General features: G+C 62.7%; 14 protein-coding genes and 1 pseudogene. 7 read left to right on the top strand and 8 right to left on the bottom strand.

Annotated features, from left to right (window positions below):
- The first annotated feature begins 25 nt into the window (after positions 1-25).
- The 5 genes and pseudogenes from AB1555_06520 (at position 26) to AB1555_06500 (ending at position 4,056) form a co-directional block, all read left to right on the top strand.
- Complete coding sequence (locus AB1555_06520; GenBank protein MEW6246348.1) at positions 26-1,228, top strand: citrate synthase; 1,203 nt, start codon at positions 26-28, stop codon at positions 1,226-1,228.
- Between the two features lie 214 nt (positions 1,229-1,442).
- A complete protein-coding gene (locus AB1555_06515) occupies positions 1,443-1,652 on the top strand; it encodes a hypothetical protein (protein ID MEW6246347.1) in 210 nt (69 codons plus the stop codon).
- Between the two features lie 45 nt (positions 1,653-1,697).
- Positions 1,698-2,771, top strand: coding sequence for an AIR synthase family protein (locus AB1555_06510; GenBank protein MEW6246346.1), 1,074 nt, complete (start codon positions 1,698-1,700; stop codon positions 2,769-2,771).
- Between the two features lie 129 nt (positions 2,772-2,900).
- Positions 2,901-3,035, top strand: a pseudogene (locus tag AB1555_06505) (acyl-CoA dehydrogenase family protein).
- 43 nt (positions 3,036-3,078) lie between these two features.
- A complete protein-coding gene (locus AB1555_06500; protein MEW6246345.1) occupies positions 3,079-4,056 on the top strand; it encodes an acyl-CoA dehydrogenase family protein in 978 nt (325 codons plus the stop codon).
- A gap of 77 nt (positions 4,057-4,133) precedes the next feature.
- On the opposite strand, the gene AB1555_06495 is transcribed toward AB1555_06500, so the two are convergent.
- From AB1555_06495 to dnaJ, 7 genes are all read right to left on the bottom strand, one after another.
- Positions 4,134-4,556, bottom strand: a complete 423-nt coding sequence (locus tag AB1555_06495) for a PIN domain-containing protein (protein MEW6246344.1) — start codon at positions 4,554-4,556, stop codon at positions 4,134-4,136.
- Between the two features lie 4 nt (positions 4,557-4,560).
- Entirely contained in the window at positions 4,561-4,800 is a 240-nt protein-coding gene (locus tag AB1555_06490; protein ID MEW6246343.1) for a CopG family transcriptional regulator, read from the bottom strand.
- 768 nt (positions 4,801-5,568) lie between these two features.
- Positions 5,569-6,075, bottom strand: coding sequence for a hypothetical protein (locus tag AB1555_06485; protein MEW6246342.1), 507 nt, complete (start codon positions 6,073-6,075; stop codon positions 5,569-5,571).
- Positions 6,008-7,108 carry an NAD(P)/FAD-dependent oxidoreductase gene (locus AB1555_06480; GenBank protein ID MEW6246341.1) on the bottom strand — a complete coding sequence of 367 codons (1,101 nt, stop codon included), beginning with the start codon at positions 7,106-7,108 and terminating at the stop codon, positions 6,008-6,010. The genes AB1555_06485 and AB1555_06480 overlap by 68 nt, the downstream gene beginning before the upstream one ends.
- A 157-nt stretch (positions 7,109-7,265) precedes the next feature.
- The gene (locus AB1555_06475) at positions 7,266-7,469 is read right to left on the bottom strand and encodes a hypothetical protein (protein MEW6246340.1); all 204 of its coding nucleotides are present in this window, start codon (positions 7,467-7,469) and stop codon (positions 7,266-7,268) included.
- 244 nt (positions 7,470-7,713) lie between these two features.
- Complete coding sequence (locus AB1555_06470; protein ID MEW6246339.1) at positions 7,714-8,436, bottom strand: BON domain-containing protein; 723 nt, start codon at positions 8,434-8,436, stop codon at positions 7,714-7,716.
- A gap of 102 nt (positions 8,437-8,538) precedes the next feature.
- Positions 8,539-9,648 carry a molecular chaperone DnaJ gene (gene dnaJ / locus AB1555_06465; GenBank protein MEW6246338.1) on the bottom strand — a complete coding sequence of 370 codons (1,110 nt, stop codon included), beginning with the start codon at positions 9,646-9,648 and terminating at the stop codon, positions 8,539-8,541.
- A 324-nt stretch (positions 9,649-9,972) separates the two neighbouring features.
- Here dnaJ and AB1555_06460 point away from each other — a divergent pair, with 324 nt between their 5' ends.
- Both AB1555_06460 and AB1555_06455 read left to right on the top strand, forming a co-directional pair.
- A complete protein-coding gene (locus AB1555_06460) occupies positions 9,973-10,878 on the top strand; it encodes a universal stress protein (GenBank protein MEW6246337.1) in 906 nt (301 codons plus the stop codon).
- Entirely contained in the window at positions 10,871-13,696 is a 2,826-nt protein-coding gene (locus AB1555_06455) for a cation-transporting P-type ATPase (protein MEW6246336.1), read from the top strand. Before AB1555_06460 ends, AB1555_06455 begins: the two co-directional genes overlap by 8 nt.
- Before the next feature lie 35 nt (positions 13,697-13,731).
- Here AB1555_06455 and amrS read toward each other — a convergent pair whose 3' ends face one another.
- Entirely contained in the window at positions 13,732-14,823 is a 1,092-nt protein-coding gene (gene amrS / locus AB1555_06450) for an AmmeMemoRadiSam system radical SAM enzyme (GenBank protein MEW6246335.1), read from the bottom strand.
- Positions 14,824-14,851: the final 28 nt, after the last annotated feature.

Raw genomic sequence — 14,851 nt, 5'->3', positions numbered from 1 at the left:
AACAAGAAGAGGAGGCGATCTTGCGATGAGCAGCCTCACCGGCCATGAGTTTTCTCCCGGGCTGGCCGGCGTGCCTGCCGCCAAGTCCTCGATCAGTTTCGTGGACGGTCAGGCCGGCGTGCTGGAATACCGCGGAATCCCGATTGAAGAGCTGGCCGAACAGAGTTCGTTCCTGGAGACCAGCTACCTGCTGCTCTACGATCGGTTGCCGACGAAGACGGAATTGGACCGGTTCACAACCGACATTGCCCATCATCGCCGGATCAAGTATCGCATCACGGATCTGATCAAATGTCTGCCGGAGCACGGCCATCCGATGGACGCCCTTCAGGCCGCCGTGGCCGCGCTCGGCATGTTCTATCCGGCCAGGGACGTGTCGGATCCTGAAGTCCAATACTGGTCGGCTGTCAGACTGATCGCCAAGGTTCCGACCATCATCGCCGCGTACTACCGGCTCAGAAGGGGCGATGAACAAGTCCAGCCCCGAGATGATTTGGATCACGCCGGCAATTTTCTGTACATGCTGACGGAAAAGCCGCCGAGCCCGCTGATCGGGAAGGCCTTGGATACCTGCCTCATTCTCCATGCCGAGCACACCATGAACGCGTCCACATTCAGCGGCCTGGTCACCGCCTCCACGCTCGCTGATCCCTACACGGTCGTCTCCTCGGCGATCGGGACGCTCAAGGGACCATTGCATGGGGGAGCGGCTCAGGAGGTGGCGGAGATGCTGGAGGCGATCGGCACTCTGGATAATGTCCGATCGTACCTGGAACAGAAGCTTGCGGCCAAAGAGAAGCTCATGGGGTTCGGTCATCGGATTTACAAGGTGAAGGACCCGCGGGCGACGATTCTGCAAAAGCTGGCGAAAACGCTCTTCGCGCAATTAGAACGTCATGGGCACTCCTCCCTTTACGAATTGGCCGAAGAGGTGGAACGCATCGGAGAAGAACTGTTGCGAGACAAAGGCGTCCACGCCAACGTCGACTTCTACTCAGGTGTGCTGTACAAAGCCATGGGCCTCGATAAGGATTTCTTCCCATGTGTGTTCGCCATGGCACGAGTGAGCGGCTGGCTCGCTCACTGGCTGGAACAGATCAAGGATAACAAGCTCTTCCGGCCGGACCAGATCTACGAAGGCCGACACGGCCGAGCATATGTCCCGATCGACCGTCGTCTTGAGGATCTGCCGCAAGAACCCGTCGAGGCCCGAACGGTGAAGGCGTAACTCGTGAAACTCGTGCCGAGACAGTCGGCACGTCGTCACCTTCCGAACCAGTCATCATAGTCCTTTGGATCACCTTTGAAGGATGAACATCATCTCCCCTCCCCGAGTCCCTCCCCCCGGGTACCCGTTGCCTTCCGGTGCAACGGGTGATGGGGAAGGGGCGGGGTGGGGGTGAAGCTATTGGCTACTGGCTTTTTATAAAGGGGAGGACATCATGGCGAAGCCAGAAGACATGCCCAAACAGGCCGCAGAGGAGAACCCGCCGGTGGAAAAAGTCAGCCACTGTCTCCTTTGCGGACTGGCAGGTCCGGCTCTGCTGTATGGGCACTGGATCTGCGACCACTGCAAGAACGTGGTGCAGGCGGAAGCGGTGTCCCAAAAGCGGAAGATCGTCAAAGAGGGCGGCGGACCGTTGTCTCGATGAGCCAGCGGGGTCAGGCCTGATTCGCCGACCATGCGGAACCGTGACGTGCGCCTCCCAAGCAGAGCGCGGATCGGCCACGGGCTTCCGATGGGAAAGCTCCCGTCGGCCCTGCTGCGGACGCTCCTGGCCCGCTATGTCGGCAGCCCCGATTCCCGCCTCGTCGTCGGCCCCGGACTCGGCCTCGATGCCGCCGCCATCGATTTCGGAGACCGGTACGTCATTGCGACCACCGACCCGATCACGTTCGTCACGGGGGAGATCGGTTCCTACGCGCTGGCCATCAATGCGAATGATGTGGCGGCGATGGGTGCCGTACCGCGGTGGTTTCTGGCGGCGTTGCTGCTGCCGTCGCGAGGCACGACGCCTCGGGCCGTGTCGCGATTATTTTCGGAGATCAGCCGGGCCTGTCGGGAGATTCACGTCTCGTTGTGCGGAGGGCATACGGAGATCACGGACGCCGTAACCCGGCCGGTGGCGGTCGGTTGCCTCCTCGGGGAGTGTCCGAAGAATCGGCTGGTCACCTCGGCGGGCGCCCGCGTCAGAGATGCGGTGCTGCTGACGAAAGGGATCCCCATCGAAGCGGTGTCAATTCTCGCGCGCGAACGACACGACGAACTGCGACGCCGGTATCCGGCTCGCTTTGTCGCCCGCTGCCGTCGCTATTTCAGGAATCCCGGCGTCAGCGTTGTGCGGGACGCCCGACTCGCGCTCGCTGCCGGCGGCGTGCACGCGATGCATGATCCGACCGAGGGAGGCCTGAGCGCCGCGATCTACGAGCTAGCCGAGGCTGCGCACGTCGGCGTGCGCATCGATGAACGGGCGATTCCGATCCTGCCGGAGGGCCGGCGGCTGTGCGAAGACTTCGGCCTCCATCCGCTAGGTGCCATCGCCTCTGGCGCGCTGCTCATATGCGCGGACCCGACACGCGCGCCCGCCATCATTCGGCGTTTGGCGCGCGCCGGGATCAGAGCCGCGCGGATCGGCACGGTCGTCCCTGTCCGGGAAGGGGTCCGCATGGTGGCGCGAGACAGGCGGGTTCGCTCGGTTCCGCGCTTTGCGGTCGATGAAATCGCGCGTGTCCTTGAACGGAAGCCCGCGTCCCCCGTGCGGCGATCATGAGCCGATTGGACGCGGCCGGTGTCGGCATGCCCGGCGGAGGCGCTGTCGGGTCCGCCGTTGTCCCGTGCGCGGCACGGACCAGAAACGCATGGCCCGTGATGTTGAGGCATCACCAAGAACAGGAGACCCATGAACTTCGACCTGACTGTGGAACAGCAGCTTATCCGTGAAATCGTGCGCCGGTTCGCCGATCAGGAAATCGCGCCGGCGGCCGCGGAGAACGACCGCGCCGGACGCTTTCCCCGCGAACTGGTCGGCCGCATGGCGGCGATAGGCCTCCTCGGCGGGCCGATTCCCAAGGAATACGGTGGGCTCAGGGCTGGATTACATCGGCCACGCCCTGATCACGGAAGAAATAGGCCGGGCGGACTCCTCGCTGCGCACGACATTATCGGTGCAGGTCTCCCTGGTGGCGCTGAGTCTCCTGCGCTGGGGGACGGAGGAGCAGAAAAGGCGCTATGTGCCCGATCTCTGCACCGGCCGGCTGCTTGGCTGCTTTGGGCTGACCGAGCCCAATGCGGGCAGTGACCCCGCGGGTATGGAGACCATGGCAGTCAAACGGGGTGATCGCTGGGTGCTCAACGGAACGAAAACCTGGATCTCGAACGCCACGGTCGCGGATCTCGCCTTGATCTTCGCCCAGACCGACCCAACCAAAGGGTATCACGGGATTGCCGCCTTTCTGGTCGAAAAGGGAACACCGGGCTTCTCAACCCGGGTCATCACGGACAAGCTGGGGCTGCGGACATCGGATACTGGCGAGCTGATCTTTGACAACTGCGCCATCCCGGAGACCGCCGTATTGGGAGAGGTCGGCCAAGGCTTCAAGGTTGCCATGACCGCATTGGACAATGGTCGTTACAGCGTCGCGGCCGGTTGCGTGGGCATCATCCAAGGATGCCTTGATGCCTGTACGGACTATGCCAAAAAGCGCAGGCAGTTCGGCAAGCCGATCGGCAGTTTCCAATTGGTTCAAGACATGATCGCCCGCATGAAGGTGGACCTCGATGCCGCCCGCCTCCTGGTATATCGTGCCGGCCATCTCAAAAACCGCGGGCTCCCCGACACCGTCGAGACGTCCATCGCAAAGTACTTCGCGTCTGAGGCGGCGGTACAAGCGGCAACGGATGCGCTCCAGATGTTCGGTGGTTATGGCTATTCCGAAGAGACGCCGGTGGCGCGTTATTACCGCGACGCCAAGGTCGCCACGATCAACGAAGGCATGTCGCAGATCCAGAAATTGATCATCGGCTCGCATCTGTTGGGGATACGAGCGTTTGTATGAAGAACGGTCAGCGATCAGCTAAACTCTCACCATTGTCGGTCCTGAACCGAGACTCATACAGCAAGCCGGTTCTCCAGCTATCGACCCTGCGGCATCGTAGTCGGAATGACCTGGCGGCCATGCCTGCGGTAGATGCGAAAGTCTCCGTCCACGGTCAGCACCCGACTCTTGCGGTGGCGCTCCGCCATCCGCACAAGGCAGGCGTCGGCCAGCGACATGGGTACATTGCCGTACCGCCCCAGGAGTGCAGCGACCGATTCTGCCTCGTCTTCCAGGTGAAACGCGACCTGCAACACGCCTCGGTCCAGGAGTTGAAGGATAGCCTGGCCGCCGCCGGGATGAGTCCGGAGAAGAAAGCAGGCCTCCGCAAGCACGGCCTCGCAGGTAAGGAGTGGGGGGCGCAACCGCTCCCACTGGGCCATGGCCCACTCGTGATACCGATCGGTCCGGTTCAGAAATGCGACAAGTGGTCCTGTGTCCAGCAGCACAATCTCGCGCATCCGCTTATCGCCCGAACCCGCGCAGGTGCGTCTTGTTGGTCGAGAGATCGGGAGGGCCAGCCACGCACCCGGCAAGATCCTTGGCGAGGTCTAGCGCGGACCCGGCAAGCTTTCCCCGCATCGGCTCAAGGTGGGTGAGAATCGCGTCACGCACCACGTCGGACTGCGTGGCCCCGCGCTGCTTCGCCACGGCGAGGATCCGCGCGCAAAGTGCCTCATCGAGCTTGATGGAGAGCGTTTTCATGGCTTGTGTCCTCTTCCGGTCGTTTGAGTATGACGGTACTGCCTGAATTGTATGACCACGACGAGACCCTGTCAAGCAAGCGCGCGACAAAGGGATCGGAGGCTTTTCTTGTCGGACAAGGAGTCATTGCTTGACTTCACACGTTCCTGCGGATCGAGAGGCTCCGATTCGCCATGGTCGGCCAGTTCGCCTTCTCTTGCCCGTGTGTCAGGAGCCAGTCTCTCCGTGAGGAGAAAAAACTCCCGGTACATTGCCTTTCTTTTCGCACGCCCCTCCGCTGCGACTCAGCGCCCAAGCAATGACTCCCGTGCCCATAGTTTCCCACCAGGCCATACCGCTATGTTCCGGCATCAAAGTCGCTTAGAACCGGAGTCTCGCCGGAATGCGCGATCACGATCCGTTGAAGTGGTGGCACGAACTTGCCCTGATTGTTGTAAGTCAGAATGCGACGCCCTTGCCAGATGAGCTCATCCTCGACAGCCTTGCAGAGGTCCGTCTCCACAGGAGAAACGAAAATGAGAGTGCCGGACTCATGCATGGCTGCGTCTATGGCATACCCGTTCCCGCCGTGATATCGCCCATCGAGTCCTTTGGAGGCCTTTCCGACCCGCAGCGGGCGCCCACGCCTGTCGGCCTGTACGTACACACAAGCCTGATGTGGGAAGGCTGCCCGTGCGTCCGTCAGCTTCGAGAACTTCGACCACCGCAGTTCGACTCGATCCCTCACACTAGCTAGCCCTCACTTGTGGAGCGCGTACGTGACCCCGGCTATTTGCGATGCGCATGTCCCAGCTCTGGACTTCGGCACCAAATAATGACTCCCGACCCCTTTGTTTCCTCGACCCCTTTGTTTCCTCCTTGGGAAGGCTGGTCCTCCCGGTGTTGCGTCCCGGAACGATACACATTGGTCAGTTTGTCGACCACCACACCGGCATCGTATCGGCTCGGCTCACGTCCCCACCGTCCGCTCCGTGCTTCGCTCAGGGGACTGAGCGCTTGAAAATCATGGCGAGCCGGGCGCGGCTTCCCCGGCCCCCATCCGGTCCACGCCGTCAGGCCGCCGAGCACGAAGCCAGAAAGGCGCCCATAGCAGAACGCTCGCCGGAAATGCCGAACTCGATACAGCTCGCGCATGACATAGGAATCGGCCAGTCGCGCTTCGTACGCCGAGAGTCGGGCAGCGGACGTATCTCCGTCCACCAACGCCTCACAAATCGTCTCGGCCGCCAGCATCCCGCTCTTCATCGCATAGTGGATGCCCTTCAGATACGGCACGTTCAGCAATCCGGCCGAGTCGCCGACAAGCATCGCCCCGTCCACGAAGAGGCGGGGCACCGGCGAAATAGCCGCCCTCGGGCAGCGTCTTGGCGCCGTACGCCACGACCGTTCCGCCTTTGATGAACCGCTGAATGTAGGGGTGCTTCTTGAGTCGCTGGAGCTGGGCCTGAACATCCATTTGCGGATCGTCCCAATCCAGCCCGCAGACCATGCCCACCGCAACGTGATGGTCGTCGAGGCCATAGCAGAACCCGCCGCCGAAGACTCGTGGGCCGAGCGGATAGCCGATCGTATGGATCGCCACGCCCGGAGCCCCGGCGTGCTCGACCCGGATCAGCTCCTTGACACCCAACGCATAGGATTGAGGAGGACGGCCGTCGCGCAGCTCGAACCGATGAATCAGGTCTTCGCTTAGTGTTCCATAAGGGCCTTCGCCGAAGACCGTGACCTTGGCGCAAATGTCGGTGCCCGGTTCATAGTTGGCTTTCTTCCCGCCGCCGGCTTCCACTCCTTTGTCGCCCGTGCGCACTCCGCACATGCGAGCCTTGTCGTAGAGGATCTCAACGCCGCAGGTCTCGTTGAAGACATACACTCCCGCCGCTTCCACCTGCTCAGCCAGCCACAGGTTTAGTTTTTGAAGAGATCCGAGATAACAGCGACCTTGCCGGCGGGCCCAGGGCAGCAGAACGTGCGGGATCCGGACACCGCCTTCGGTTGTGAGATAGCGGAAGTCGTGGCGGCTGACGCGCTGAGAGAGGGGGAACCCGCGATTCTGATAGTCCGGCAGCAATTCTTCGAGCGCGACCGGGTCGAACATCGCACCCGAAACGGCATGGGCGCCGACGTCGCGCCCTTTCTCGATCAACGCGATCTGCAGCTCAAGCATCCGGCCAGCCCCACCTCCTCTGGAAACCCCCTGATTGTGGTGAGCCACGAGCGGCGTCAAACGCAACGCCCCTGCGAGGTTGGCGGGCCCTCCTCCGACGAAGAGCACATCCACTTCCAGAGCCTGTCGAGGATCCTCACCCACAGACCATTTCTCCGCCTACATGCTCTCCATTGGGGATGCCAACACGCCATCAACCGGCAGGACGACGGACAGAGTCGAACAGAGCCAACGTCGGCGCTCATGCCGCCTGGCCGACGGTGTCGAGGCAACGTTTCCCGCAGTGGATTTCGAACGCTCCCTAGACCGAACACTCGGCGACGTCATAGGGCACGCCTCCGCTCGCCCGAAACCCAACCTCAGCCTCTCGCTCCATAACGGCGCACCAGATCTTTCTCCTGATCAGCCTGGCACCCGGGAGACCGATCGTGCCGAGGCTATAACCCGTGGTTGCCAGCCAGAGGATGCTGATCCCCACAATGGCGGTCCACGCACCAGTTACCATGCCTCATCCCCCCTTTCCTGCAGCCTGATCCGTCGATCCGGTCTATCAGGTCTGTCTCGTCTATCTGATCGATCTGGTCTGCACACAGTCAGTCTTCACGAGTCTTCGGCTCAGCCGGCAGAATGAAAATCGCCCCCTTTGCGAGACCCTCCCCCTCGATGGGGGAGGGATGGGTGGGGGTGAAACTACTGGCTGATAGCTGATCGTTGATGGCTATTGGAGCCCCCAGGAAACCCACCGGCTTTCAACGCACTTCGATTTTGTTCACGACCTTGTCCACTCCGAACACATACCAGGCATCGAACTCCGCCATCTCCTTCTGCGTCGGCATCGGAACGCTGCCCTCCAGCGTCACCGTCCCTCGCTCGGCCGTCACCCTGATGCGGTCCACATTGACGAAGGGATCTTTTTTGAGGGCCAAGCGAATGGCCTTGGCCAACTCTTCATCGGAATCCTCTTGCGGCGGTTCGACCGCCATCCCGTTGATGACATCGCGGGTGCCCGGCACCCACCAAGCGAGGACCCCGGCCATTCGTTTCTGCGTCAGGCTCGTGACATGATCGTCCAGCAGCACGACGCCATTGTCGACTGAGACCTGGATCACGCCACCTGGCTTGACGTTCGTTTCCCTCATGGTTTCAAACCGACCCTTCCGCTTCACCTTGATCGCACAGTTCTGGAGCGTTGGCTCCTGAAGCAGGGCATCGCGGACGGCATCGAGGATGGCCCCGTCGCCCATGCGCGTGGAGGGCGCGACGCGCAGACGATCAACGATACCGGTCACGCCAGACATCGCCGCGGCCAGTTCCATGCAGAGCTTTTTGGCCGCGATGTGTTCGGCCTCGCCCTCCAAGGTCAGCACGCCGCCGGCGAACTCCACCTCGATCGGATACTTGTGCAGATTGATCCGCGGCTCGCGCTCGAACGCCGCGCGGACCGCCTTGATGACGCGCTCTCGGTCGCTCATAAGTCTCCTCGTCAGGGTCGTGTTTGTCCATCTGGTCTATCTGGTTTGTCTGGTCACCGGCGAGATAGACGAGACAGACCAAATAGACCGGACAGACCGCTTTTAGGTCCTCTGTTTCTCCTTCTCCAGTTTGGCGAACTCCTCGATCAGCTCCCGCTGGCGAGGCGTGAGCTGGGTCGGGGTCTTTACCTCGACGACGACGAAGAGATCGCCCTTGCCTCTGCCGCCCAGTCGCGGCATCCCCTTGCCGCTGAGGCGCAGCGCCGTTCCGCTCTGCGTGCCGGCGGGAACCGCCACATGGATGGACTCCCCGCCTAATCCGGTGAGTGGAATCTTCGTGCTCAAGGCGGCCTCCGGGAAGCTGATGGCCTTTGCCACGTACAGATCGGCACCTTGACGCTGGAAGACCGGATGCGGCTGAATGCGCGGCTGGATCAGCAGGTCACCCGGCGGCCCTCCGTCCGCATTGGCTTCTCCCTGTCCCGCCAGCCGGATCAGCATCCCGTCGTCAATGCCGGGCGGAATCCGCACCTTCAGCGTGTGCGCCACGAACCGGATGCCTTTCCCTCCGCACTCCTGGCAGGGCGATTCGATCACCTGGCCTGTCCCGCGGCAGCGCGGACAGGTGGTGAGTGTCACCATGCGCACCCGTCGCTCGGTCCGCACCTGCTGCTTGTGACCGGTACCATCACATTCGCCGCAAGGCTTCGGTTTGGTTCCTGGCTTCGCGCCGCTTCCGGCACAAAGCGCGCACGCCTCGGAGCGGGTGATCTGAATCTCCCGCTCGCCGCCTTTGGCCGCCTCTTCCAACGTCAAATCCAGGTCGTAACGCAGATCCACGCCTCGCATCGCACCGGGACCTGGTCTGGCACGCCGGCCGAAAAAGTCCCCGAAGATGCCGGACAGATCGTCGAAGCGGCCGCCGAAGAAATCTCCGAACTGGAACTCCCGCATAAGATCCTCCGGCGTCCAGCGCTCGCTGATCCCGGCATGACCGGCGGCGTCATACTCGCGTCGCTTGGTATCGTCGGAGAGAACGGCGTACGCTTCGGCGATCTCCCTGAACTTGGCGGTCGCATCAGGGCTTTTATTCCGATCGGGATGGTACTGAAGCGCCAAGCGGCGGTAAGCACGCTTGATCTCGTCCCTCGTGGCCGAGCGATCCACCCCCAGCACTTCATAGTAGTCGCGTTTCGTTTCCGTTACGGGCATGAACCGTATCCCCTTCTCGGTTGACGCTTGACGTTTGACGGCATGTTCTGCCCGCTACCCCATCCGCCCCCCTCGCGCACACTCCAGTGATGGCAAACCGGAGACCCGCCTCTTGATCTCAACCTCATGCTCTGGCGACAATCACCACAGTGTCCCGCTAGCGCCTGCTGCAAAACGCCGCACAAGCCGGTCGTATCGAAAGCCGGAACTGTCTGCAACGTGTCGGAAACATTGGTTGAGCTGCGAAGACAGAATCTTCGGCTGTGGCATCATGAATGCAGGTTATGTTCCAGGGCCGTACACCACCGACCGCGAGGCGGCACCATGCACGTGATCTGCGCAGTGGATGGTTCCGAATTTTCCGACTGGAGCGTGGACGCGCTGGGTGCGCTCACCGGACGGCTGCCGGACCGTGTGAGCCTGTTGCACGTGGTGGATACGCCCGCGATCAAGGCGTCGGGAGGTAAGAATGAAGGGAATTCGAAACGGGTTTTGGCTGCGATGGATCGCGCCGGAACCGAATTGCTTCGTCGTTCGTCCCATCGCGCGACCGTGGCGCTTAGTCAGGCCGCCACCGCTCCTCACACGAAGATTCGCACAGTCCTGGCGCATGGGCCTGTCGCTCGGACGATCGTGAGGACCGCCGACCGACATAAGGCGGGTCTGATCGTGCTCGGGTCGCGCGGACTGAGCGACGTCCGCGGATTCCTGTTGGGAAGCGTTTCTCGCAGGGTGACAGCAATGGCTCATTGCCCCGTATTGGTCGCCAAACGCCGGTTCACCGACCTGAAGCACGTGGTGCTGGCTGTGGATGAGTCACCGGAAGCCCTGGCCGCCGGCCGCTTCTTGTGGAGCGGGTTTTTGCCCGCATCGGCCCGTGTCACGGTGTTGTCGATCGCGCAGCCCGTGGTGACCGAACTGGCCGCTTCCGTGCTGGCACCGTCGGCATTGGAACAACTGACGCAACCGGCGATCGAGAGAGCCGTCCGGATCGTCGCGCGGTTTCGCGATCAGTTTGTCCGAGAAGGGTACGAGGCGGCGACCGCCGTCAGGACCGGACATTTGAGCGGAACTATTCTCAACGAACTCGAGAAGGCGCAGCCTGACCTCCTCGTCGTGGGCGCCAGAGGCTTGACTGGGACCGAACGCCTTTCCCTCGGCAGCGTGTCCGAGGCCCTGCTCAAGTATGCGCCGTGCTCGGTCCTGATCGTTCGGAGATCCCGTGCGTGACCTGCGCGCCCCGGAGATTCATCGACTGTCGGCCGACGAGGTGATGAAGGCGCTGACAACCGGCCCCGGCGGCTTGTCCCGCGAAGAGGCGCGGCGGCGTCTGGCGCAGTACGGCCCGAACACGCTCGAAGAACCGCCCCGCTTTTCGTTCGTTCGTAAGTTCGCCCGGCAATTCACCCACTTCCTGGCCGTTCTCCTGTGGATCGCCGCCGGCCTCGCGTTTCTGGCCGAGTGGATGAAGCCCGGCGAGGGCATGGCGACGCTGGGGTGGGCGATCGTGGGCGTGATCGCCATCAACGCGGCCTTTGCTTTCTTCCAGGAATACAAAGCGGAGCGGGCGGTCCAGGCGCTGCACCGGTTGCTCCCCGCCAAGGCATGGATCGCGCGCGCCGGCCAGCCCTTCGAGGCGCCACGCCGCGAGATCGTTCCCGGCGACATCCTTCTGCTCGAAGAGGGCGAACAGGTCCCCGCCGACGCGCGCCTCATCGAAGAGACCGCGATGCGGATCGACCTGTCGTCGCTCAGCGGCGAATCGCAACCGAAGCGCCGCACGGCGGACCCGGTGACGGACGGGCACCTGCTCGACCTGCCCAATCTGGTCTTCGCGGGCACCACGATTCTCTCGGGCCGCGGCCGCGCCGTCGTCTATGCCACCGGCATGCGCACGGAATTCGGGAAGATCGCCCGTCTCTCCACACGCGTCGAAGCCGGACTCAGCCCGCTGCAGCAAGAGATCGCCACGATCACCCACGTCATCGCGCTGCTGGCGCTCGCGATGGGCGCGTTGTTTTTCGGGATCGGATTGTCGATGGGGCTGGGTTTCTGGGTCAGCGCGATCTTCGGGATCGGCATCATCGTCGCCAATGTGCCGGAAGGGCTCTTGCCGACCGTCACGCTGGCACTCGCGATGGGCAGCCAGCGGATGGCCAAACGCCACGCCCTCATCAAACAGCTCACGTCCGTCGAGACGCTCGGCTGCACCACGGTTATCTGCACCGACAAGACCGGCACGCTGACCGAGAACCGCATGCGCGTGGACCGCTTTTTCATGGACGGCCTGGAGGTCGAGTCGCAGGAAGGTTGTCTGCTCGTCCGCGGCCGCCTGGTCAGTCCGATCGCAGCCGACGAATGGAAGCCGCTGTTCGATGCGATGGTCCTCTGCAACAACGCCAAGCGCACCCGACGATCCGACGGACGCACGGCCGTCACCGGAGACCCGACCGAAGTCGCCCTGCTCGAATTCGCCCTCGAGCATGGGCTCCTGCACGGGCGCCCCCTGCCACGCATGGGAGAACTGCCGTTTGACGCGGATCGCAAGCGGATGACGACCCTCCATTGGTCCGAGGGGCGACTGGTCGCTTATCTCAAGGGAGCGCCGGAGTCCGTCATCCCTCTGTGCACCACGATGCTGAGCCACGGCCGGATCACACCGATGACGCCCGACCAGCGACAGAAAATCCTCTCGCACAGCCGGTCGTTCGCCCAGCGGGCCTACCGGGTGCTGGCGATCGCCATGCGGGACATCGAGCAGGGACCGAAGAAACTCGACATCGACACGGTGGAACGCGATTTGACGTTCCTCGGCCTGGTCGCCATGATGGACCCGCCGCACCGGGAAGTGCCGGACGCGATCGCGCGCTGCCGGAAAGCCGGCGTGCGGGTCATCATGATCACCGGCGACCATCCGCTGACCGCCTTAGCCGTCGCGCGCAAGATCGGCCTTGCTCCCCCGGAAGCCGATCCTCGAGTCGCGCCCTTCGCGCCCGTCATCGAAGGCGTCCAGGTAGACACGATGAGCGATGAGGCGCTCCGCCGACTCTTGACTCCTTCTCGCCCGGGGGAGCCGGAGCCGATCTTCGCGCGGATGGCCCCTCGTCACAAGATGCGCATCGTGTCGATCCTGAAAGACATGGGAGAAGTGGTGGCCGTCACTGGCGACGGGGTCAACGATGCGCCCGCGCTCAAGAAGGCGGATATCGGCATTGCGATGGGCATGGCGGGCACCGACGTGGCGAAAGAGACGGCGCACATGGTGTTGCTGAACGACAATTTCGCCACCATCGTGAACGCGATCGAAGAAGGGCGGGCCGTCTATGCGAATATCCGCAAATTCGTCACCTATGTCTTGTCGAGCAACGTCCCGGAAATCGTGCCCTATCTGGCCTTCGGCTTCTTTCACACCCCTCTCGCGCTGACCATTCCGCAGATTCTGGCGGTAGACCTCGGTACCGACATGCTGCCGGCCCTGGCGCTCGGCGCCGAGCAGCCGCATCCCGGGATCATGGACATGCCGCCGCGCCGGCGCAGCGAACGTCTCCTCAGCCGCGCGCTCTTGCTGCGCGCCTACGGCTTCCTGGGGCTCATCGAAGCCGCCATCGCCATGACCGGTTTTTTCGTGTACCTCATCACCCACGGCTGGACATGGGGCAGCCCGTTAAGCTGGACGGATTCCCTCTATCGGGAGGCCACCACCGTCACCTTGGCCGCGATCGTCGTCGCTCAGATCGCGAATGTTTTCGCCTGCCGGTCGAGGCGGGTGTCGGTCTTCCGGCTGGGCTTCTTCAGCAACCCGCTGATTCTGTTGGGAGTCGCGGTCGAAACGGCGCTGCTCGCCATGCTGGTCTACTCCCCGTTCGGCCACCTGATCCTCGGCACGGCCCCGCTGCCGCTGTGGATCTGGCCGCTGCTCGCGCTCGGCGCGCTCGGTCTCTTGTCGGCCGAAGAAGCGCGGAAGCTGGTCGTTGGGCGATTCTTCACCCCCACCTCTTCCAATCGCCCGATCGGGGTCACGCCTATGGGGAGTCAAGCCTCCGCCTGAGCGCGACCGCTCTTCAGCATCCCGACGAGGAAGGGTCAGCGGAGAGGCTCGGTGAAATCTCTGAGCCTCACGGGGAGACGGCGGGCGCCCCAAGAGCCGGGCCAACCTTCAAAAACTCCGGTGCAGGATCGGCTGCAGAATCGGCAGGAGCCCTCCGCGGTGAGATTCCATTCCGTCAGCTCGTACCAATCGCGCCCGATCAGCCGGCGGCCGCACCGATGGCAGTAGGTGCTGCCGCCGTCCTCATCGTGGACGTTCCCGGTGAAGGCGTAGCGAAGGCCGTTCTTGATCGCGATGCGCCTAGCTTTCGTCAATGTGGCCGCCGGAGTCGGAGGTCGGTCGAGCATTTTCCAGTCCGGATGGAATGCCGTGAAGTGGATCGGCACCTCCGGCCCCAATCGCTCCACGATCCATTCCGTAAGGGCTTCCAGCTCCTGTTCCGAATCGTTCTCTCCGGGGATCAGCAGCGCGGTGATTTCGAACCACACAGTCGTATGATGTTTGAGATTGAGCAGCGTGTCCAGCACAGGCTGCAAGCTGCCGGCGCAAATCTGCTTATAGAACCGTTCGGTGAAGCCCTTGAGATCCACGTTGGCCGCATCCATGTTCCGGTAGAACTCCTCGCGCGGCTTTTCGCACACATAGCCTGCTGTCACCGCGACGGATTTGACGCCGCGCGCGCGACAGGCTTGGGCCACGTCGATGGCGTATTCGTGGAAAATCACCGGATCATTGTAGGTGAAGGCGACGCTGCGACAGCCGAGTCGCTCGGCGGTCCGTGCGATGGTCTCCGGCGAAGCCTGATCGGCAAGCCGGTCCATCTCCCGGGACTTGCTCATGTCCCAGTTTTGGCAAAACTTGCAGGAGAGGTTGCACCCGGCCGTCCCGAACGACAACACGGACGTACCGGGGAGAAAGTGATTCAACGGTTTCTTCTCGATCGGATCCACACAGAACCCGCTCGACCGGCCATAGGTGGTCAATACGATGCGATCCTCCTGCCGAGCCCGCACGAAACATAAGCCCTGCTGGCCCTCGTGCAACTTGCAGAAGCGCGGGCAGAGGTCGCACTGAATACGCCCGTCATCGAGGCGATGCCAGTATTTCGTCGGGACGACCGTGGTCATATCCGTCACTCGTCAAGCGTCATTCGTC

The sequence above is a fragment of the Nitrospirota bacterium genome (assembly GCA_040755395.1).
In the GTDB taxonomy this organism is placed as follows: domain Bacteria; phylum Nitrospirota; class Nitrospiria; order Nitrospirales; family Nitrospiraceae; genus DATLZU01.
The sequence above is the reverse complement of the archived record's forward strand: the minus strand, read 5'-3'. Positions and strand labels throughout refer to the sequence as shown.